Origin of the sequence: Bradyrhizobium sp. 1, assembly GCF_023073315.1 — a bacterium.
Lineage (GTDB): Bacteria > Pseudomonadota > Alphaproteobacteria > Rhizobiales > Xanthobacteraceae > Bradyrhizobium.
This window is the reverse complement of sequence record NZ_JADPJH010000022.1, coordinates 14,767-34,832: the sequence shown is the minus strand read 5'-3', so window position 1 is coordinate 34,832 and position 20,066 is coordinate 14,767. Positions and strand designations below refer to the sequence as shown.

Genomic DNA, 20,066 nt, shown 5'->3' with positions numbered 1-20,066 from the left:
ATGGTTGAGTTCGACGAACTCCCCCGGGCATGCCTTCAGGAGCCAAGGAATGATCTCGTCCCGAAAACTGTTCATCGGCGCTGCGGCGGCAACCGCCTTTGCTGCGGTTCTGTCTTGGAATGACACAGGCGGCGTCCTCGATTGCACTTTCTTTGCGGAAGCTGACGCCAGGGTGGGCCGGCGCTGCTGAAGGGATTGCCGTTCTGCGGGCCCTGTTGGTCCTACGCAATTCGCGCTAGAATTGTCGCGGAGAGCGGCCATTCGAAGCCGCCGGGGAGGCGGATGAGCGGGCGCATGACCATCGTGTCGGTCAGGCCGCGGGTTGTCGCGACCGCGTGGCTCTGTCTCGGCCTGTTGCTCGCTGTTTGCATCCCGTCCGGATCGGCCGACGCTGTCCAGCTTGGTGAATCCCGTTATCGCGAGCTCAAGCGCGTGCTGGTGCTGCATTCCTTCGGCCGCGAGTTTCGGCCCTGGAGTGAATATGCCCGAAGCATCAAGGCCGAACTCGAGCGGCAATCGCCCTGGCCGCTCGATATCCAGGAGCACGCGTTGCTCACCGCGCGCTTCAACAATCCCGGCCCAGAGTTGCCCTTCGTCGAGTATCTCGGCTCGCTCTATCAGGGTGCGCCGCCCGACGTCGTGCTGAGCATCGGTGCGCCCGCGGCGAGGTTCGTGCAGAGATACCGCGGCAAGCTCTTTCCCGATACGCCCATGGTGCTGACCGCGGTCGAGCAGCGGCTGGTCAATCGTGGCGATCTCACCGACAACGATGTCGTCGTTTCCGTCCGCAATGACTTTATGGCCGCGTTCGACAACATTCTCCGCGTCCTGCCGGACACGAAGACGGTTGCCATGGTGATCGGCGCATCGCCGTTGGAAAAATTCTGGATCGACGAGGTAAAGCGGGAGCTGAAGCCTCTGGGCGATCGCGTCGGTCTCGTCTGGTACTCCGATCTGGCATTCGAGGAGATACTCAAGCGCGCCGCAAAGCTTCCGCCAAACTCGGTGTTGTTCTGGGGCCTGATGTCGGTCGATGCCGCCGGCATCGTCTACGAAGGCGACATCGCCTTGCGCAGCCTGCACGCGGTCGCCAATGCCCCGATCTTCTCCTACCAGGAGCCGTTCTTCGGCGGCAGCACCGTCGGCGGTCCGATGCTACTGACGGAGGATACGAGCCGGAAGACCGTGGATGCGGTCATGCGTATCCTCGGCGGCGAGAAGCCGGCCAGCATCAAATATGAGACGATCGAATTCGGACCGCCGCGATACGATTGGCGGGAATTGCAGCGCTGGTCCATCAGCGAGAGCAGCTTACCCGCCGGCAGCGAGATCATGTTCCGCGATCCGACCACGTGGGAGACCTATCGCTGGCAATTGTTGATGATTGCCTCCGTGATTCTGGTCCAGTCCGGCCTGATCAGCGGATTGCTGCATGAGCGCCGCCGCCGCCGGGTCGCCGAAGTGGAATCGCGCCAGCGCCTCGCCGAACTCGCCCATGCCAACCGCTATTCGGCCGTCGGCGAGCTGACGACCTCGATCGCGCACGAGCTGAATCAGCCGCTCGGCTCGATCCTGACCAACGCGGAGACCGCGGAGCTCCTGCTCAAAGGGACGTCGCCCGACATCGACGAGATCCGCCAGATCCTCGCCGACATCAGGCGCGACGACCAACGTGCGAGCGAGGTGATCCGCAGGCTGCGCAGCGTCTTGAGGAAGACGCCGTTCGAGGTCATGGATATCGAGCTCAACGACACGGTGCGGGAGGCGATCGGCCTGGTGTCCGCCGTCGCCGACGGGCGCCGGATCGCGCTGGCCTACATGCCTGCCTCCGCCGACCTGCACGTCAAGGGCGATCCCGTGCAGCTTCAGCAGGTCGTGCTGAACCTGATCATCAATGCGATGGATGCGGTCGCGGACGCCGACATGAAAAAGCGCGAGGTGAACGTGTCGACCGTGCGCGCCGGCAACCAGGCCGAGATCAGGATCGCCGATACCGGTCCGGGGATCGCCTCTGCCGATCTCGGCAGTGTCTTCAATCCGTTCTTCACGACCAAGCCGCAGGGCATGGGCATGGGGCTTGCGATTGCGCGGACGATCATCGAGGCCCATCACGGCTCGATCGCCGCCGAGAACCAGCCATGGGGCGGCGCGCTGTTCACGATTCGGTTGCCGATGATCCGCTGACGGCCGGTATCTTGATCTCGATCAAACCTGCAGCCCCGCCAGCGCCGTTTCCTTTCGCAATTGCGTCGTGACCGGAATGGGCGCGGCCAGTGTTTGGGAGTGGTGGGTGGCCATGAGACGCCGAGAATTCATGTCGCTGGTCGGCGCAGCGGCTGCGTTTCCGGTCCTGGCGAGGGCGCAAGACAGGCTAATGTCCGACAGATTACCGTCGGTGGGTGTGCTGACCGGTAATGTCGTGGGCGATCCCGGCGCGCAGATGCGTGTAGATGCGTTCCGACAGGGGCTCGCCGATCGCGGCTGGATCGCCAATCAGAACTACAGGCTGGAGGTGCGCTGGCCGGGTCCCAATCCGGCGCGGCAGGAGTTCGAGGCGCGAGAGCTCGTGGCCGGCGCGCCGGACGTGCTGTTCTCGACCAGCACGCCGAGCACGCGAGCGTTGCGCGATGCGACGCAAACCATTCCGATCATCTTCGTAGGGCTCTCCGACCCCGTCGGGACAGGCCTCGTCGTCAATCTGGCGCGGCCGACCAGTAATCTCACCGGTTTCTCGCTCTATGAGCACTCGATGAGCGGCAAATGGCTGAGCCTCCTGAAGGATATGGTGCCTGGCATCAACCAGGCGGCCCTTCTGTTCAATCCGGAGTCCGCGCCCTATGCGCCATTCTATCTTCAGGCCGCGCATCAGATGGAAAACCGTCTCGGCCTCAAGGTCACCGGCGCCGGCGTCCGCAGCGGGCCCGAGATTGCAGGGGTGATCGAGGCGGCGGCGCGCGACGGCAGCGGCCTCGTCGTGCTGCCGGACGGCGGCTTCTTCGGAACGCAGAGCCAGATGACGATCGCATTGCTGGCGCAGCGCCGCGTGCCGGCGATCTTCGCCGTCCGCTTCTACGCGGTGAATGGCGGGCTGATGTCCTATGGCGCCGATCTCACCCAGCAGTTTCGCGACGGCGCAGGTTATGTGGACCGCGTGCTGCGCGGCGCCGAGATACGTACCCTCCCGGTGCAGTTCGCCACCAGGTTCGAGCTCGTCATCAACATGAAGACGGCCAATGCCCTGGGGCTTGCGGTCCCGAACCGGCTACTGATGGACGCCGAGCTGATCGAATGACGCGCCGCTCTTGCGTTGCAGCAGTGCTCGCGACGTCGTTTCGTTGATCTCGATCAATAAACGCCTGCGCCCCCGCCCGATCTTCCCACACTGGAAGCCCGAGGGAGGATGTGATGTTTCGCTGCGGCAAGATTCTGATGGCGCTGGCGCTGGCTGTGGCGGTCCCCGCCACCGCCCTGGCGCAGGCGACCACACCTGCGGCTCCGACGACGCCAGTGGCGCCGAGTACGCAAGCTCAGCCCGCAACTCCGCCGGCGCCGACCGCCGAGCTTCTCAAGCCCGAACAACTCGAAGCCCTGGTCGCGCCGATCGCGCTTTATCCCGACGAGCTGCTTGCCAATGTGCTGGCGGCCTCGACCTATCCTCTGGAAGTGGTGCAGGCCGACCGCTGGCTGAAGGAACGCAAGACGCTGAAGGGCGATGCGTTGAAGACCGAGGTGGACAAGCAGGGCTGGGATGACAGCGTCAAGGCGCTCGCCAGCACCGCCGATGTCTTGACCATGATGAGCGACCAGCTCGAATGGACCAAGAAGCTCGGCGACGCCTTCCTCGCGCAGCAGCCCGACGTGATGGATGCGATCCAGCGTCTGCGCAACAAGGCCTATGACAACAAGAAGCTGGTGACCACCAAGCAGCAGAAGGTCAGCGTCCAGTCCCAGGAGGGCAAGCAGGCGATCGTGATCCAGCAGGTCGATCCCTCGACGATGTACGTGCCGTACTACGATCCCGCGACGGTTTATGGCAGCTGGCCCTATGCGGAGTATCCGCCGTATTACTGGGGCTATCCGTCCTATATCGGCGCCGGCGCGGTTGCTGCCGGTCTCGCCTTCGGCACGGCCTGGGCGATCGGGCGCTGGGGTAATTACTGGGGCGGCGGCGCCAACTGGGGCAACCGCAACGTCTATGTCAATCATCGCACCACCAACATCAACAACGGCTGGCAGCACAATCCGGCGCATCGCCAGGGCGTGCGCTACAACAACGCCAATGTGCAGCAGCGTTTCGGCAACAACAACATCAAGGCCGGCGCGTCCGACCGGATGGATTTCCGCGGCCGTGACGGCAACCAGGTGCTGCGTCCGGATCAGGGAGCGAAAGATCGTGCGGGAGACCGTGCAGGCGATCGTGGCGGTGCGGGTGACCGGGCGGGAGATCGTGCGGGTGACCGCGCTGGCAATCGTGGCGATCGGCCCGGCGGCGGCGATCGCGCTGGTGCCGGAGATCGCGCCAAGGGCGGCGGTGACCGGGCCAAAAATGCCGGCAAGGGCGGCGGCGATCGCGCCAAGGCTGCGAACCGTGCCGGCGGCGGTGCTGCCGCCAACCGTGGCGGTGGCGGCAATCGCGGCGGCGCGATGAACGTCTCCTCTGGCCGGTCGGCAGCCGCGGCATCCGCGCGTGGGCGGTCGAGCATGGCGAGCATGCCGCGCGGTGGCGGCGGTGGACCGAGCATGGCCGGCCGCGGCGGTGGCGGTATGTCGATGGGCGGTGGCGGCCGTGGTGGCGGCGGAGGAGGCGGTCGTGGTGGTGGTGGCGGCGGCGGCCGGCGTTCCGACGTCGCACTGAAGCACGACATCAATCTCCTGGGGCATCTTGCCAACGGCCTCGGCTACTATCGCTTCAGCTACATCGGCAGCGACAAGGCCTATGTCGGCGTGATGGCGCAGGAGGTCGAGCAAGTGATGCCGAATGCGGTGAGACGCGGCAGCGACGGTTATCTGCGCGTCTACTACGACAAGCTCGGACTGACCTTCCGCACCTATCGCGATTGGCTCGCCGGCGGCGCGAAGATCCCCGCGGAGGTCTCGCCATGACCCCTCTAAAGTCGTTTCGTCGCGCGATCCTGCCAAGCCTCATCGCACTCGCGCTACTCGGCTCCGCGTCGCAGGCGCAGCAATCCTACAAGACTCCGGAGGACGCAGCCACCGCACTCGCCGCGGCGGTCAAGAGCGGACCGGGCGATGTCCTGAAAGTGCTCGGCAAGGCCGCCGAGGACATCGTCTCCTCCGGCGACGAGATCGCCGACAACGACATCCGGCAGCGCTTCACCTCGATGTACGACGCCAAGCACGGCATCAAGGCGGAGGGCAACAAGACCGCGACCCTGATGCTGGGGCAGGATGATTTTCCGTTCCCGATTCCGCTGGTCAACACCAAGACAGGCTGGGAGTTCGACACCGACGAGGGACGCATCGAGGTGCTGCGCCGTCGCATCGGCCGCAACGAGCTCGATGCGATCCAGACCGCGCTCGCCTATGTCGACGCGCAGAACGAATATGCCGACAAGGACCGCGGCGAGGGCGCCGGTGTCTATGCGCAGCGCATCGTCTCCTCACCCGGCAAGAAGGACGGCCTGTTCTGGCGCGATGACGGCGATCCGAGTCCGCTCGGCGCGTTGGCGGCCGAAGCCTCGAAGGAGGGCTATCGCGCCGGCGATGTCGGGCCTGCGCCCTATCACGGCTACTACTTCCGCATCCTCAAAGGGCAGGGGCCGGACGCGCCCGGCGGCGCGCTCAATTACGTCGTCAAGAACAAGATGATCGGCGGTTTCGCGCTGATCGCCTGGCCTGCCGAATACGGCAATTCGGGCGTGATGACTTTTTTGGTCAACCATGCCGGCACCGTCTACCAGAAGGATCTCGGCACGCGGACCGATATCATCGCGCCGCGCACCGCGCTGTTCGACCCCGACCAGACCTGGAAGAAGGTCGATGCCGCAAAACCGTAGGCCGGAACGCATGCGGCGTGCCATTGCAATTGGCCTTGCGGCGCTCGCGTTCGTCCTGCTCGCGATGCCGGCCACGCCGTCGTATGCGCAAGCGAGCGGCCATGTCCGGGTAAGCATCGTCAAGGTGGGCCTCCTGATCGGTGGCGGGGCCGGCAGTGGTGTGCTGACCTATCGCGGCCGGAATTATCCCTTCAGGGTCTCCGGCTTGAGCCTCGGCATCACGGCCGGCGCGAGCATCGGACGGTTTGACGGCCGGGCATCAGGCATTAGCGACGTCGGCGACTTCGTCGGCACCTACAGCTCCGTCGGCGGCGGCTTCGCGCTCGTCGGAGGCGTGAATGGTGTCCACCTGCGCAACGAAAAGGGCGTGACGATCGTGCTGCAGGGCCGGAAGGCCGGACTTGAGCTCGCCTCCAACATCAGCGCGATCACGATCGGCTGGAAGTGAGCGCTTCTGGCTCGGCAGCGTGCTTCCGGCTTCAAGCCTGGGGCGGCTGCACAGCGATGGCGGTCATCTCGAGTTTGACGCCCGGCCCGAGATCCGCGACGCCGATCGCGGCGCGCGCCGGCAGGTGAGCCTCCGCGAAATGCGCCTTCCAGGCCGCATTGAACGCTGCCTTCTCCTTGAGGTCAGTCATGTAGATCGTCACTTGCAGGACGCTGGCCAAATCGGAACCGAGGGTCTTCAGCAACTGGGCCAACTGCTTGAGGACGTCGTTGGCCTGGCCCGACATATCGAGGCTCGCGTCCTCGGGAACGATTCCACCGATGTAGAGCACGCCATTATGCTCGACCACTTCGTGGAGCAGACCTTCGTAGGGCAAGACGCGCTTGATCATGATGAGACCGATGTTGCTGCGGGGATGCGCGGCATATCGCACATTTCAATGTCAGTGTCGTTGGAAGAGATTGCGGACGAGTCTTGCCGAAAGAGGGATTGCGTTGTTCCGAATGCGTTCCAGTAAGATACTGATAAGATAGATATAAAATGGTTCGAGGATCGCAGGCGCTGGTTTCCTCGAACGTTCACCAAGCTGTCGTTGCACAACGGCCCGGCATTTCCGCCGGCCCTGATTCCGACGACATCGCGCAGCGGATCGGTATACTCGCACCCGAATTGACACGGGAGCGGCGGACCGTGCCGTGCCCGGAACAAGGATCTTGCGATGGACGATACGATTGGTTTCCCCGACCCCGGTCTCGACCTCTCCGACGGCTTCAAGCCGCACACCTCGCATTGGGGCGTGTTTTCCGCGCGTCAAGGCAAAGCCGGGTTAGAGGTGAGGGCCTATGCGGGCGATCCCGATCCGAACGGCATCATCGACAATTTCCCCGGTGCGCTCCGTCACCAGGCGCGTATCACCCAGCCGGCGATCCGCCGCGGCTGGCTCGAGCGCGGGCCCGGCCCGGACAATCGCCGCGGCCGCGACGAGTTCGTCTCGGTCAGCTGGGAGAAAGCGCTCGATCTTCTCGGCGACGAGCTCGGCCGCATCCGCGACACGAGCGGCCCCGGTGCGGTGTTCGGCGGCTCCTATGGCTGGTCGAGCGCGGGCCGCCTCCACCACGCGCAGAGCCAGGTGCATCGCTTCCTCAACATCGCCCTGGGCGGCTATGTGCGTTCGGTGAACAGCTACTCTTCGGGCGCGTCCTCCGTGCTGCTGCCGCAGATTCTCGCCGGCTACGAGGACATCACCAAGCGCAACGTCACCTGGGAGCAGATCGCTGATAATACCGACATCGTGCTGGCGTTCGGCGGCATGGCGCTGAAGAACTCCATGGTGGCCGGCGGTTCGATCAGCAAGCATGTCGAGCGTGACGCCATGGCGGCGGCGCGCCGGCGCGGCTGCGAGTTCATTCTGGTCAGCCCACTGCGTGAAGACCTGCCGGTCGAAGCCGGTGCCGAATGGATGAGCTGCCTGCCCGGCACCGACACCGCGCTGATGCTCGGCATCGTCCACACGCTGGTCAGCGAGAATTTGCACGACCAGGCCTTCCTCGATCGCTACACCGAGGGTTGGCCCGTCTTCCTGCGTTATCTCACCGGCGAGAGCGATGGGCAGGCGAAGCATGCCGAATGGGCCGCCGCGATCTCGGGCGTCGATGCGGACACCATCCGCACGCTCGCGCGTCGTCTCGCAGGAAGGCGCGCGTTGATCACCGTCTCGCATTCGCTCCAGCGCGCCGAGCATGGCGAGCAGCCGGTGTGGATGGGCATGGTGCTGGCGGCCGCACTCGGCCAGATCGGTCTAGCCGGCGGCGGCTACGGCTATTCGCTCGGGGCGATCGGCTATTACGGACGCCGCGTCAACGACGTGCCGGGGCCGACGCTGGGGCAGGGCCGCAACGGCGTGCGCGATTTCATTCCGGTCGCACGCATCGCGGACATGTTGCTCAACCCCGGCAGCACCTATCGTTACAATGGCGAGACGCGCACCTATCCGGACATCCGCCTCGTCTACTGGGCCGGCGGCAATCCCTTCCATCACCACCAGGACATCAACCGCCTGCGCAAGGCGTTTGCGAAAGTCGACACGTTCGTCGTGCATGATCTCGGCTGGACCGCCACCGCGCGGCACGCCGACATCGTGCTGCCAGCGACGATGACGCTCGAACGCGAAGACATCGGCTATTCCAGCAACGATCCTCTGATGGTCGCGATGCACCGGATCGCCGAGCCGTTTGGCCTTGCGCGCGACGATTACGAGATCTTTGCCGATCTCGCCGAGCGTCTCGGCGCCCGCGAACCTTTCACCGAAGGCCGCACGTCACGGGAGTGGCTGGAACATCTCTACGAGCCGACCCGCGCATCACTCGAAGCGCGCGGCCTGGAGGCCCCGAGCTTCGACGAGTTCTGGAAGCGCGGCAGCCTGGTCGTTCCGCAGCAGCCCGACGACGGCGGCCGGCTGCGCAGTTTTCGCGAGGATCCGGTCGCGCATCCGCTGCCGACGCCGAGCGGACGCATCGAGATTTTCTCGCAGAAGATCGCGGGCCATGGCGATGCAGATTGTCCGGGACATCCGGTCTGGCTGGAGAAGACCGACATGCCGAAGCCGGGCGCACCGTGCTTCCTCGTCGCCAACCAGCCGGTGACGCGCCTGCACAGCCAGCTCGATTTCGGCGGACATTCGCTTGCCGCAAAGCATCGCGGCCGCGAGGTCGCGCGCATGAACCCGGTTGATGCTGATGCGCGCGGCATCAAGGACGGCGATATCATCCGCCTGTTCAACGATCGCGGCGCCTGCCTTGCCGCAGTCCACGTCACTGACGGCATCGCGGCGGGCGTCGTGCAGCTTCCGACCGGCGCCTGGTACGACCCGATGGACCCCGAGGACGACGCGCCGCTTTGCGTCCACGGCAATCCGAACGTGCTCACTCGCGACATCGGCACCTCGTCCTTCGCGCAGGGCTGCACCGGGCAACTGACGGCGGTCGAGGTGGAGAAGTTCACCGGCAATCTGCCGCCGATCCGGGCGTTCGATCCGGTCTAGGGAGCGGCAGTCTGGTTCAGGTCGAGATCACATCGGGCGCGCCGGCGCGTCGCACTCGTTGACGGATTCCGATGCAAACTTCCCGGCCGCCATCGCCGGCGGCAAAACCGGATTGGTGCTGTGCCAGGTTGGCGGCCAGTGCTCAGCCCGGTGGCCCCAGGCATTGAGCTGTCCAAGCGCATCGAACAGACCGAAATATTGGTGATACGCGATGCCCGGCAGGTCCTCGCCGATCGGGCACCCCAACGTCACCACGTACACGCCGTCGAGTCGTTCTGGCGGGGCCGACCGGATCGCGTTGCCGATCTGGAGCGCGCCTTTGCTGTGACCGACCAGCATCCGGAACGGTTGTTCGCGATTCATGTTCATTTGCGGTCAGGCCGACGCCCGGCGCTGTGATTGTTGTATGGAGACGCAGCAATTTACAATTTTCCGTCGACGGAGCGCGGATCACGTTTGTCGCACCTTGGCGAAGGAGTTGAAGCGACGAGCCCTTATCGAGATAGTCCTGTTGTCGTTGCAAGCGCAGCGAATGTGGGAAAAAGGGGCCGCCCTGTGTGGGTGCAGGGACGGCCCCGAGTGGCTCGTAGGCCCGGGAGGAGGAGGGCGCGAGCCGGCGCAAGCGGCAGGGCACTTGCGCCAAAGGCGTTGCAGGCTAAGCGGCAGCGCTGGCGATCCAGTCGCTGTCCGCCGCGGGCCGGCTCCGCGGTAATGCTTCGACCTCACCGCGCTCGCCCTTGCTGGCGAGGCGCCAACGCGCCGGCGATTGACCGCTCATGCGCTTGAAGACGGTTGAAAAATGCGCCTGGGTGCTGAAGCCGACGGCCAGCGCGATCTCGGCCAGCGGCCGCTCGCTCGTCGCGAGCAGCGTCTTGGCATGCTCGATCCGGTGATTGAGTAGAAATTCACGAGGCCGATAGCCGGTCGCGGCGCGGAATTGCGCAGCGAAGTGCATTCTGGACAGGCCCGCGACATTGGCGAGCTCGGACAGGCTGAGGCAGCGATCGAAATGATCGGCGATATGCTGCTCGACACGCCGCAGCCGCCATTTCGGCAAGGCGTTGACCTTGGCGCGCGGCGGCTCCAGCCGGGTGAGATGCACGGCGAGGGTCTGGCCGATGCAGCGCGTAAACCGGTGGTCCGCGGCGTCGCCACGTGCGATCAGCGCCCGGGCGAGCTGCGCCGCGAGCGGATCGCGCAACAGGACGAGGTCGTTCAGTCCGTCGGTCGCGGAAAATTGCGCCGGAAAATGATCCGTGGAGATGTGGAAATGCAGGAAGGCACAGGGCGCCTGGAATTGGATTCCGAGCTGCCGCGACGGCGCACTGAGATACATTGAGCCCGCGGGCATCGTGCCGTCGAACACGATCTGGCGATCCCGGGTCAGTTTCGCGCGCGTCTGCTTCAGGGCGATACCGACGAAATAGCGATTCTCGGGCGTTGTCGCCTCGTGCGACGAGGCGCCTCGCGGATCGTCCCATCGCGAGACGATAATGTCCTCGGCGACCGCCTCCGGGCCGTGATCGATCCGGCGCCATTGGCTCTCCCGAGTGATCGCTTGTGTGGTGTGAGGCGGTTCGTGATCGCGTGGGCCGGCCGGACAATCGATCCAGGCATGCGCCGTCTGCAAATCGGTCAACATCTCTCGTCCTCTCCTGGCTTTGCCGCCGTTTACAACGACCGGCAAACGCGCAAACCCATTGCTTTCCATGTTCAGAGGATAGGCGTGAGTTGGCCAGGAAGCCCGTTAGCGGTGATTAGGATCTGTTAGTTTTTGTGGGGCGCGTGAGGTGTGGCAGCCCGTCGCAGGGAGGCTTGATTTTATGCAATTTTTCAAGCATTTGCGTAGATCAGTCAGGCCCGCCGATGGCGTGCTGCAACAGGTGTCGAGCGATGCGCGGGTGTGAGATCGCGCGGTGCCTTCACTGGACCCCGTCTCGGTGCTGGGTATATTCGCGCGGGGTTTCGGTGAGGCAGTCGTCAAGATGAGTCATAAGTGACCGAGCTCTCGACAGGACATGGCAGCAGCGGCGCCGGAACAATCCCGGACATCGATGCCGTCTCGTTCGGGCCGTTCTCGCTTCGCTCGCGACTGTTGGAGAAGGACGGCGTTCCGGTCAAGCTCGGCAGCCGCGCGATGGATATCTTGCGGCTGCTCGTCAGCCGCGCCGGCGAAGTGGTGCCGAAGAGCGAAATTCTCGCCTACGCGTGGTCCGGGCTCTCCGTCGAGGAGGTCAGCCTGCGGGTTCATGTCGTGGAGCTGCGCAAGGTGCTCGGCGATGGCAAGGACGGTGCCCGCTACATCACTAACATCCCGGGCCGGGGCTATTGCTTCGTTGCTCCCGTGCGGCATGCCGGGCGCGCGGGAGCGGCTTCGCCCGTGTCGCGCCCGTCCGAAAGGACCGCGCCGTCGCCGGCGTTGCCGCGCCGGCTGGATCGGATGGTGGGGCGCGACGACGTCGTGGCCGAGCTGGCGCCGCGCTTGTTCCGCGATCGCTTCGTCACGCTGCGAGGGCCGGGCGGCATCGGAAAGACCACGATTGCGACCGCGCTCGCGCACGAGATGTGCGATGCTTTCGAGGGCAACGTCCATTTCCTCGAATTCGGTCCCCTGAAGGACGCCGCCCTGGTCGCGAGTACGGTCGCCGCCACGTTGGGCCTCGTCGTGCATCACGACGATCCCTCGGGCAGCATCATCAATTTCCTGCGCGGACGGCGGCTGCTTCTCATTCTCGACAGCTGCGAACACGTCATCGACGAGGTCGCGCGTCTCGCAGAGAACATCTACCGCGAGGCGCCCGGTGTCGCCATCCTCGCGACCAGCCGCGAATCGCTGCTGGTGGAGGGCGAACAGATTTTCGAGCTCGTTCCGCTGCCGGGCCCGCCGCAGGACACTCGTCTCGGCGCCCGCGAGATACTGACCTATCCCGCTGCCCGTCTGTTCGTCGATCGCGCCATTGCGGCGGGACATCGGGACGACATCACGGACGAGGATGCGGAAATCCTCGCCCGGATCTGCGGCAAGCTCGACGGCATCGCGCTTGCGATCGAGCTCGCCGCCGCGCGCGTCGGTCTCTACGGACTGCGCGAGCTGGCAACGCTGCTCGACAGCCGGCTCCAGCTCGAGTGGCGCGGGCGGCGAACGGCTCCGCTGCGGCAGCAGACGCTCGGCGCCACGCTCGACTGGAGTTATGGCCTGATCGGCGAAGACGAGCGGATCGTGTTTCAGCGGCTCGCCGTCTTCGCAGGTCACTTCACGTTGAAGGGCGCGATAGCCGTTGCGACTGAAGAGGCGACGCCAGAGGATCGCGTCGTCCGTGCGCTGGAGCAACTCGTGGCCAAGTCGCTGGTGTCGACGCAGCCGGACGGCGCATCGCGGCGTTACCGCCTTCTCGATGCCACGCGCGCCTATGCCCTGCAGAAGCTGACCGACGGCGGCCGGGCGGATGCGATTGCGCGCCGTCACGCGCTCTATCTTCAAGCCGCGCTCGAAGCCGGCATGGCGGAGCTCGGCGGCAGCGACCAGACGTCACGTGTGCAGGAGCGCGCAGGCCTGCTCGCCGATGCCCGCGCCGCGCTGGAATGGAGCTTTGCCAGGGATGACGGAACCGATTTGCGCGTGCCGCTCGCTGGCAGCTGCGCACGGCTGTTTGTCGAGCTCAATCTGCTGAACGAGGCGCGCATCTGGTCGGATCGAGCGCTCGCAATGCTCGTCGACGCAGACAGGGGCGGCAGATGGGAGCTCGAGCTCCAGTCCACGCTCGGCCACGCCTTCATGTTCACCGAGCGCAACAGCGAACAGGCGGAAGCGGCGCTGCGGCGCGGGCTGGAGATCGCGGAAGCACTTTCCGACCACGCCAACTCGTTCAGGCTGCTGTCGCGGCTGAACATGTTCTATCGCCGCACCGGCGGCTATCGACATCTGGTGCCGACCGCGCGTCACGCGGAGCGGGTCGCCCGCCTGATCGGCGATACCGCGGGGATCGCCGGCAGCAAGGCGCTCCTCGGCGTGTCCTATCATCTCGCCGGCGACCAAGCCGAGGCGCAAGCCCATCTCGACGAGGGCGTACGCGACGCCGCGGCGTTGCGCGGAACGCAACCCGGACATTTCGCCTATTCACGCACGCCGCAGATTCCGCTCGCGCGCGTGTTGTGGCTGCGCGGCTTTCCCGACCGTGCGCTCGACTATGTCCGCCCGCTCGTCGGCGCCGCAACGCCGCGCGACGCGGTCATGCACTGTATCGCGCTATGCTGGTCCGCTTCGGTGTTCGGTTGGGTCGGGGACTGGTCCGCCGTCGAAACCATGACCGGCCGTCTGGCCGCGCATGCGAGCATGCATGGGCTTGTCCCTTATGAAGCCGTCGCCACAGGCTTTCGGGCGCAGAGCATGATCGCCCGCGGCGAGGTGACTGATGGCATCGACCTGCTGCGGAGCGTGCTTCCGCGTCTGCACGCGGATCGCTACGAGCTCTACGTATCGGCGTTCGCCGCGGATCTGTCGCGTGGGCTGGCCGCGTTGGGACGATTGACGGACGGCATGCAGGTTCTGCGCGAAACCATTGACCGCGTCGAGCAGGCCGGCGGAGGCTTCGACATGCCCGAGCTGCTCCGTCTGCGGGGAGAACTCGAGGCGCAGGGCGGCGATCTCGAAGCTGCCGAAGCAAGCCTCGCCGCGTCGGCCGCACTCGCCGAACAACAGGGCGCGTTGTCCTGGCGGCTGCGGACCGAGATGTCGCTCGTGCGGCTTCGGGGTAGGCAGGGCGCGCATGATTGGCGCGAACCGCTCGCCAATACCTATGCCCGGTTCACCGAGGGATTCGAGACCGCCGATCTCGCGGCGGCACGGCTGATGCTGGACCAGCCGGCCACCTGAGAGTCTCGACGCTGGCTGTTCAGTCCTTGTGCCCATTCAATCGCGCAAAGAAAGATGCCCGTCGCCCGATGTTCGTGTGGCCTACGCGGCCGACTTCGTCTTTTTTGCCAGGGCAGCCAACAGCGTCTGCGCGGCCGGGCCCGACGAGTGGGGATTCTGCCCTGTGATCAGCTGGCCGGAACTGACGACGTGCACGCCCCAGTTCGCCGTCTTCGAGAACACGGCACCGAGCTTCAGCATCTCGTCCTCGACAAGGAAGGGGACGATCTTGGTCAGGCCCACATCTTGTTCCTCGCCATTGGTGAAGCCGGTCACTTCCTTGCCCTCCACCAGCGGCTTGCCATCCGGTGTCTTGACGTGGCGCAGCGCGCCGGTCGAATGACACACGACGGCGATCGTTTTGCCGGCGGCCAGGAAGGATTCGATGAGCTTGATGGAATCCTTGTCTTCAGCGAGGTCCCACATCGGGCCGTGACCGCCGGGATAGAAGACGGTGTCGAAGTCTTCCTGCCGGACGCTGTCGAGGCGCACGGTCTTGTCGAGCTGGGCTTCGGCAGCCGCGTCCGCCTCGAAGCGCAGCGTGAGGTCGGTGCGGAACTCGGGCTCGTTGCTCTTGGGATCGAGCGGCGGACGGCCGCCCTTGGGCGAGGCGAGCGTGATCTCGGCGCCGGAATCCTTGAAGACGAAATAGGGGGCTGCAAGCTCTTCGAGCCAGAAGCCGGTCTTGCGTCCGGTGTTGCCGAGCTGGTCGTGCGAGGTGATGACCATCAATATTTTCATGACTGTTCTCCTTGAGTACGTTTGCTGCGATGACGCACTCCATCGCAGTGGAGATGCGCCGGCCTGGGTCTCGTTCGAGCACATGAAGTCGTTCGTTGCTCGTGAACCCATTCTGCGTTCAAGGCGGGCTATCGGCTCGTTATGTATTGTTAGACGTTGAGAGCGGGAACTGTTGCCCCACTCGCGCGAGTTGCCGCGCTACTCGAACACGGCGTCGAAAATCTCGACGTCCATCAGCACGGGCCTGGCGATCACGGTTCCGTCGGGCGCCAACGTCTGCACACGCCGCAGCGTCGGCACCACGATGCCGCCGAAACTGTCATGAGCCCAGGAGTAGTGCGTGACCTTCATTCCGAAGAGATCGTGATCCGTCCGCCGTTGCAGCGCGTTCTCGTCGAAATAGAAGATCTGCTCGGAGGCGAGCGTGATCAAATGCGCGGGGAATTGCGCCCGTAGCCGCCGCCAGGTCTCCGTGCCTTCGCGCCAGGGCGCCAGCTCCTCGACCACGACGTCGGGATGCGCAAGCAGGAACGGGATCGTCAGATAATTCCAGATCGCGACGCCGCAGAAGAAAACGAGATGCAGTTCGTCCGCCAGCGCGGGGGTGCTGGCCTCGGGAAACGCGAGGCTCGGATTGCGCCAGGTCCGCAGCACCGCGCCATCCAGGCTTTCGATCGTGATCGCATCCGGTTGAAAGGAGCCCGAATGTTCTCCCCCGGTAATGCCGGTGAAGCGGACGGATTGCGTTTTGGTCGAGCCTTCCGCGGTCACATCCTTGAATTCTCTGGCATGCCCGGCGCTGGAGAACAGCGTTCCGCCGACGGAAAGGTGGAGCGTAAACCGGTTCAAGCTGTTCCAGCGGGCCAAACCGCCGCTGGCATCGATTACGTCGTCAAGAAGAGCCATGTCCCGCCATATCCGCCTTGAAGTGCCAGCACCATGGCGGGGCGGATGCGGCTTGGCATGTTAGAAGTTGTTAGGAGTTGCGAGCGGATTGGAAGGCGGTATCCCGTTGAAGATACTGTTAATTCAGTGCGACCAGGAGCTCCCGGGAGATCACGAGATCGCGGCTCTGGAGTCCCTCCTGATAGCGCCCGACGAGGGGGGCGAGCAGGTCGCGGGCCTCGCCGGCTTTTCCGGTCTGGCGCCAGAGATGGCCGAGGCTGATCGCTGCCCGCAGCTCCCAGCCGAGCGCGCATTGCCGCCGCGACAGATCGAGCGATTTCTGCAGGCAATGCTCGGCCTCCGCCGCATTGCCCGATCGTGCCAGGATGTCGCCCTTGATCCGGAGCATCTCCGGCATGTCGAAGGATTCGCCGTGATCCGGGATCTGGGCAATGGCCTCGTCGATCGTCCGCAAGGCCTCGTCCGGCTGGTTCTGGGAAGCGAGGCCCTCCGCGAGCGCGCTGGCAAACACCGTCGTCATGATCCGGTGCCGCGTGGCGTATAGCGTCGCCTGGCTGCGGCGAAGATGCTCGATGCCGCCGGCCACGTCGCCGCGGCGCAGCAGCAGCTCGCCTTTCTGGCCGATGCCGACGGCGTGATAGGGGCCGAGGAAGTGGCGCGCGGAATGATCGATCAGCCGCTCGATCAGGATTTCGGCATTGGCAAGGTCGCCGACCCAGAGGAACACGTAGATAGTCCAGATCAGGGCGATGCCGAGCGTGAGCGGCTGTTCGAGCAGCTCGGCCTCGCGCACCGTGTATTTGGCGGCTTCAACGGCGCGATCGGGCCGGCCGGCGAGCCAGAGCCCGCGCGCCAGCGCCACCAGCGCGACGATGCGGTCGTCATAGCCGAGATGGCCGATGTTCAGCCGCTGCGAGCCGGGATTGTGCACCATCGCGCTCTGGCAGAACTGCACGGCCTTGTCCTGGTTGCCGATCAGATGATGCGCGACGCCCAGCATCCATTCCACGTTCAGTGCGGCGGCCGGATCGTTCAGCTTGCGCGCAACGCGCTCGCCCTGCTCGCCGGTCCCGAGCGCGCCGTGGAAATCGCCGACCCTGGTCAGGTAGATGTGCAGGCCGCGCAGCAGCCAGAGCTGCCAGTGCAGGTCTTCGAGCCCCTGCGCAAGCTGGAGACTGCGCGTGAAGGCCGAGCGAACCGCCTCGGTATTACCTTGCGTGAACATCACGGAGACGCCGAGTGCGGCCTGAAGAATCATCTCCTGGCGGCTGTCCAATGTGTTCGCGCGGGAAGCGGTCAGCGCCTGCTGCGTCCAGCGAAAACACTCCGTCAGCAATGTCAGCTCGAGGAAGAACTGGGCGGCTGAAGCCGCCAGATCCACGCCGATCGTCCGGTCGCCGCCGTCCGAGAAGCTCCAGGTCAGCGCGGCCCGCACGTTGGGAAGGTGGTCGGCATAGGGGAGAAAGCCGCCCGCGCTCTGCAGTCCCGAGGATTTGAGCGCGATGTCGTGCAGGAAATCGCGGAAATATTCGGCGTGCGCACGCGCGGCGCCGGTCGCTTCCCCGTTCTCGACGAGCTTGTCGCCGACGAAGGCGCGGGTGGTGTCGAGCAGGCGATAGCGCAGCCGCCGTTCCGCAGGCGAGGTCGCGATCAGGGATTTCGAGAGCAGGTTCGAGATTGCCTCGACCGCTTCGGGCTCGCCGATGCCCTGGCAGGCTGCGACGGCAAGCGCGGCCTCCAGCGTGAACGGCCCGACGAACACCGACAATCCGCGCAGCGTCGCGCTTTCGGCGGCCGGCAGCAAATCGTAACTCCAGGCGAGCGCCGCGCCCAGGGTCTGGTGCCGCGGGATCGCGGTGCGCCGTCCCCGCCACAGCAGCGAGAAGCGGCTGTCGAGCAGCGAGGCGGTCCCTGCAATGCCATAGGCATTGACGCGTCCGGCCGCGAGCTCGATCGCGAGCGCGATGCCGTCCAGCCGCCGGCAGATCTCGGCGACGAGCGGCGCATCCTCCTCGCTCAGCTCGAACTCGCTCAGGCTCTCGGCAATGCGTTCCACGAAGAGCTGGCTTGCGGGATAGGCAAGGATATCGGCGATGCCGAGCCCGTCGCGCTCCGGCGGGCAATCCAGCGGAAACAGCCGGTGGACGCGTTCACCCTCGGTGCGAAAGGATTCGCGGCTGGTGGCGAGGATGTGCAGCTCGGTTGCCTCGTGGACGATGCGCTCGGCCAGGGGGGCGAGTTCGTCGATGATGTGCTCGCAGCTGTCGAACACCAGCAGCGTCCGCCGGTTGCGCAGGAACGTCAGCAGGCCCGGCATCGGGTCGTCGGAATTGACGGTCAGGCCGAGCGCGGCCGCAATCGTTCCAGGAACGAGCCGGGCATCCGTCAGCGCGCCGAAATCGACGAAGCACACCTGGCCGCCGAAGGCCTCTAGCTCGCGGTGCGCGACGGCGAGTGCGACCGAGGTCTTGCCGATCCCGCCGGGGCCGACGATTGTGACGAAGCGATGCAGGCCGAGCTCGGCGGAAATCTTCTCGACGGCATCATCCCGCCCGATCATCCTTGCAAGCGGCGACGGCAGCGAATGGGGCGAAGCGGCAGGCAGGCTGGCCCGGCTTTCCGGCGGTGCTGGGCGGAGCAGCGGGGCGGTGAAACAATAGCCGCGCCCGGGAACGTTGACGACGTAGCGCGAGCCTTCCCCGGCATCGCCCAAGGCCTTATCGCTCAAGGCCTTGCGCAGTGTCGTGATGTGGAAGCGCAGGCTGCCTTCGTCGACGGTCACGTCGGACCAGACCCGTTTGATCAACTCCCGCTTGTCCACGACCTCGCCCGCGCGCTCGGCGAGAAAAATCAGGATGTCGAGCGCGCGGCCGCCGAGATGAAGCGGGACGCCGTCCTTCTCGATCAGGCGCGACCTTGGAAGCAGCCGGAATGGCCCGAAGGAGATCGCCGAATCCTGGTCGCTAGTGTCCGGCACGGCCTATGGCTCCAGTGAAAGGGCTGATGTCCGCACTTTTGTCTAGCAGAACGAGGTCGTCAGTAAACTGGTCGAAAGTGGCGAAATCGCGTGGTGGTTGCTGCACGCATTGAGAATAGTCGTCGCAAATTTCGCTTAAACGCGAACAGTTTACGACGCCATTGAGACAATCCGGCAGTGGGCTTGACCGTCGCGGCGACAGTCTTTGACGCTTGGCTGTGAGGCCGCCGATCATAACAGAATCTTGCAACGTCTAACGAGCAAAACGCGCGCGACGCATCCACTATGCTGCCGAGTTAGGTCCTATTCCAACGGGGAGGCTATCATGTCCGCTCTTGGCTCGATGCCGGACGGCAGTGCCGTTCGCTCTCAATTCGTCGGCAGTCTTGACGATCAGTCCCGTGATTGGGAGCTCGTGCTGCGGGAGTCCCACCACCGCATGAAGAACACGCTGACGCTGCTAGGTGCGTCAGTTCGCCGCGACTTCACGCGCGCAGGCACCAAAGACGTCTCGTTGGCGGTAGACCGGTTCGAGCGGCGCCTCGTTGCCTTCGGCAGGCTTTATCAGCTCCTGTCCGATAACGACGAACCCTCGATGGTCTCCGTCGAGGCCTTCTTCGAAAATCTGTGCGGCGCGATCTCCGAAGCCGTACTGGAGCCGGCGGGAATCCGCTGCGAGGCCGCAATCGAGAGCGGCACGCTGCCGGCATCACAATGCCATCGGCTCGCGCTGATGCTGACGGAGCTCGTCACGAACGCGGCAAAGCACGCCTTCCCAAACAAGAACGGCGCGCTGATCCGGATCGACGTCGCGCGCCGCGACGGCGTCTGGGTCTGCACGGTGGCCGACAACGGGATCGGCGCGACCGCGCCGCTTCAGGGCACCGGCAGCCGCATCCTCGAAGGGCTCGCACGCAGCATCGACGCACGGCTGCATGGCGAGGCGGGGCAGGGCGGCACGCGGGTGACCATCGTGATGCCGTCCGCTGCGTGACAATCGTCCCAACTCAAATCCGGGAGTTCGA

The 20,066-nt window shown here is 65.2% G+C and carries 14 protein-coding genes; 8 read left to right on the top strand and 6 right to left on the bottom strand.

Annotated elements, in window-relative coordinates; translation table 11 throughout:
* The first annotated feature begins 282 nt into the window (after positions 1-282).
* The 5 genes from IVB29_RS16825 to IVB29_RS16805 all read left to right on the top strand — a co-directional run bounded on the left by IVB29_RS16825 (position 283) and on the right by IVB29_RS16805 (position 6,465).
* Positions 283-2,184: an ATP-binding protein gene (locus tag IVB29_RS16825; protein ID WP_247504496.1), complete on the top strand. Its 1,902-nt coding sequence runs from the start codon at positions 283-285 to the stop codon at positions 2,182-2,184.
* A 190-nt stretch (positions 2,185-2,374) separates the two neighbouring features.
* Entirely contained in the window at positions 2,375-3,292 is a 918-nt protein-coding gene (locus IVB29_RS16820) for an ABC transporter substrate-binding protein (protein WP_247504495.1), read from the top strand.
* A 113-nt stretch (positions 3,293-3,405) separates the two neighbouring features.
* A complete protein-coding gene (locus IVB29_RS16815) occupies positions 3,406-5,103 on the top strand; it encodes a DUF3300 domain-containing protein (protein ID WP_247504494.1) in 1,698 nt (565 codons plus the stop codon).
* On the top strand, positions 5,100-6,017 hold the full coding sequence (locus tag IVB29_RS16810) for a DUF2950 domain-containing protein (protein ID WP_247504493.1): 918 nt from the start codon (positions 5,100-5,102) through the stop codon (positions 6,015-6,017). Before IVB29_RS16815 ends, IVB29_RS16810 begins: the two co-directional genes overlap by 4 nt.
* Positions 6,001-6,465, top strand: a complete 465-nt coding sequence (locus IVB29_RS16805) for a hypothetical protein (protein ID WP_247504492.1) — start codon at positions 6,001-6,003, stop codon at positions 6,463-6,465. The genes IVB29_RS16810 and IVB29_RS16805 overlap by 17 nt, the downstream gene beginning before the upstream one ends.
* A 31-nt stretch (positions 6,466-6,496) precedes the next feature.
* On the opposite strand, the gene IVB29_RS16800 is transcribed toward IVB29_RS16805, so the two are convergent.
* Positions 6,497-6,856, bottom strand: coding sequence for a RidA family protein (locus IVB29_RS16800; protein WP_247504491.1), 360 nt, complete (start codon positions 6,854-6,856; stop codon positions 6,497-6,499).
* Positions 6,857-7,183: 327 nt separating this feature from the next.
* Here IVB29_RS16800 and IVB29_RS16795 point away from each other — a divergent pair, with 327 nt between their 5' ends.
* The gene (locus IVB29_RS16795; RefSeq protein WP_247504490.1) at positions 7,184-9,505 is read left to right on the top strand and encodes a molybdopterin guanine dinucleotide-containing S/N-oxide reductase; all 2,322 of its coding nucleotides are present in this window, start codon (positions 7,184-7,186) and stop codon (positions 9,503-9,505) included.
* A 27-nt stretch (positions 9,506-9,532) separates the two neighbouring features.
* Here the strand turns inward: IVB29_RS16795 and IVB29_RS16790 are convergent, their stop codons facing one another.
* Together IVB29_RS16790 and IVB29_RS16785 are read right to left on the bottom strand one after the other, a co-directional pair.
* Complete coding sequence (locus IVB29_RS16790) at positions 9,533-9,874, bottom strand: hypothetical protein (protein ID WP_247504489.1); 342 nt, start codon at positions 9,872-9,874, stop codon at positions 9,533-9,535.
* Positions 9,875-10,160: 286 nt separating this feature from the next.
* Positions 10,161-11,147: an AraC family transcriptional regulator gene (locus IVB29_RS16785; protein ID WP_247504488.1), complete on the bottom strand. Its 987-nt coding sequence runs from the start codon at positions 11,145-11,147 to the stop codon at positions 10,161-10,163.
* 354 nt (positions 11,148-11,501) lie between these two features.
* On the opposite strand from IVB29_RS16785, the gene IVB29_RS16780 reads away from it, so the two are divergent.
* Positions 11,502-14,378, top strand: coding sequence for a winged helix-turn-helix domain-containing protein (locus IVB29_RS16780; protein WP_247504487.1), 2,877 nt, complete (start codon positions 11,502-11,504; stop codon positions 14,376-14,378).
* An 81-nt stretch (positions 14,379-14,459) separates the two neighbouring features.
* Here the strand turns inward: IVB29_RS16780 and IVB29_RS16775 are convergent, their stop codons facing one another.
* The 3 genes from IVB29_RS16775 to IVB29_RS16765 all read right to left on the bottom strand — a co-directional run bounded on the left by IVB29_RS16775 (position 14,460) and on the right by IVB29_RS16765 (position 19,041).
* Positions 14,460-15,158, bottom strand: a complete 699-nt coding sequence (locus tag IVB29_RS16775) for a type 1 glutamine amidotransferase domain-containing protein (protein ID WP_247504486.1) — start codon at positions 15,156-15,158, stop codon at positions 14,460-14,462.
* A gap of 198 nt (positions 15,159-15,356) precedes the next feature.
* Positions 15,357-16,064: a hypothetical protein gene (locus tag IVB29_RS16770; protein ID WP_247504485.1), complete on the bottom strand. Its 708-nt coding sequence runs from the start codon at positions 16,062-16,064 to the stop codon at positions 15,357-15,359.
* Between the two features lie 118 nt (positions 16,065-16,182).
* On the bottom strand, positions 16,183-19,041 hold the full coding sequence (locus tag IVB29_RS16765; protein WP_247504484.1) for a winged helix-turn-helix domain-containing protein: 2,859 nt from the start codon (positions 19,039-19,041) through the stop codon (positions 16,183-16,185).
* A gap of 325 nt (positions 19,042-19,366) precedes the next feature.
* Between IVB29_RS16765 and IVB29_RS16760 the strand changes: the two genes are divergently transcribed.
* Complete coding sequence (locus IVB29_RS16760) at positions 19,367-20,035, top strand: sensor histidine kinase (RefSeq protein WP_247504483.1); 669 nt, start codon at positions 19,367-19,369, stop codon at positions 20,033-20,035.
* The last annotated feature ends 31 nt before the right edge of the window (positions 20,036-20,066 follow it).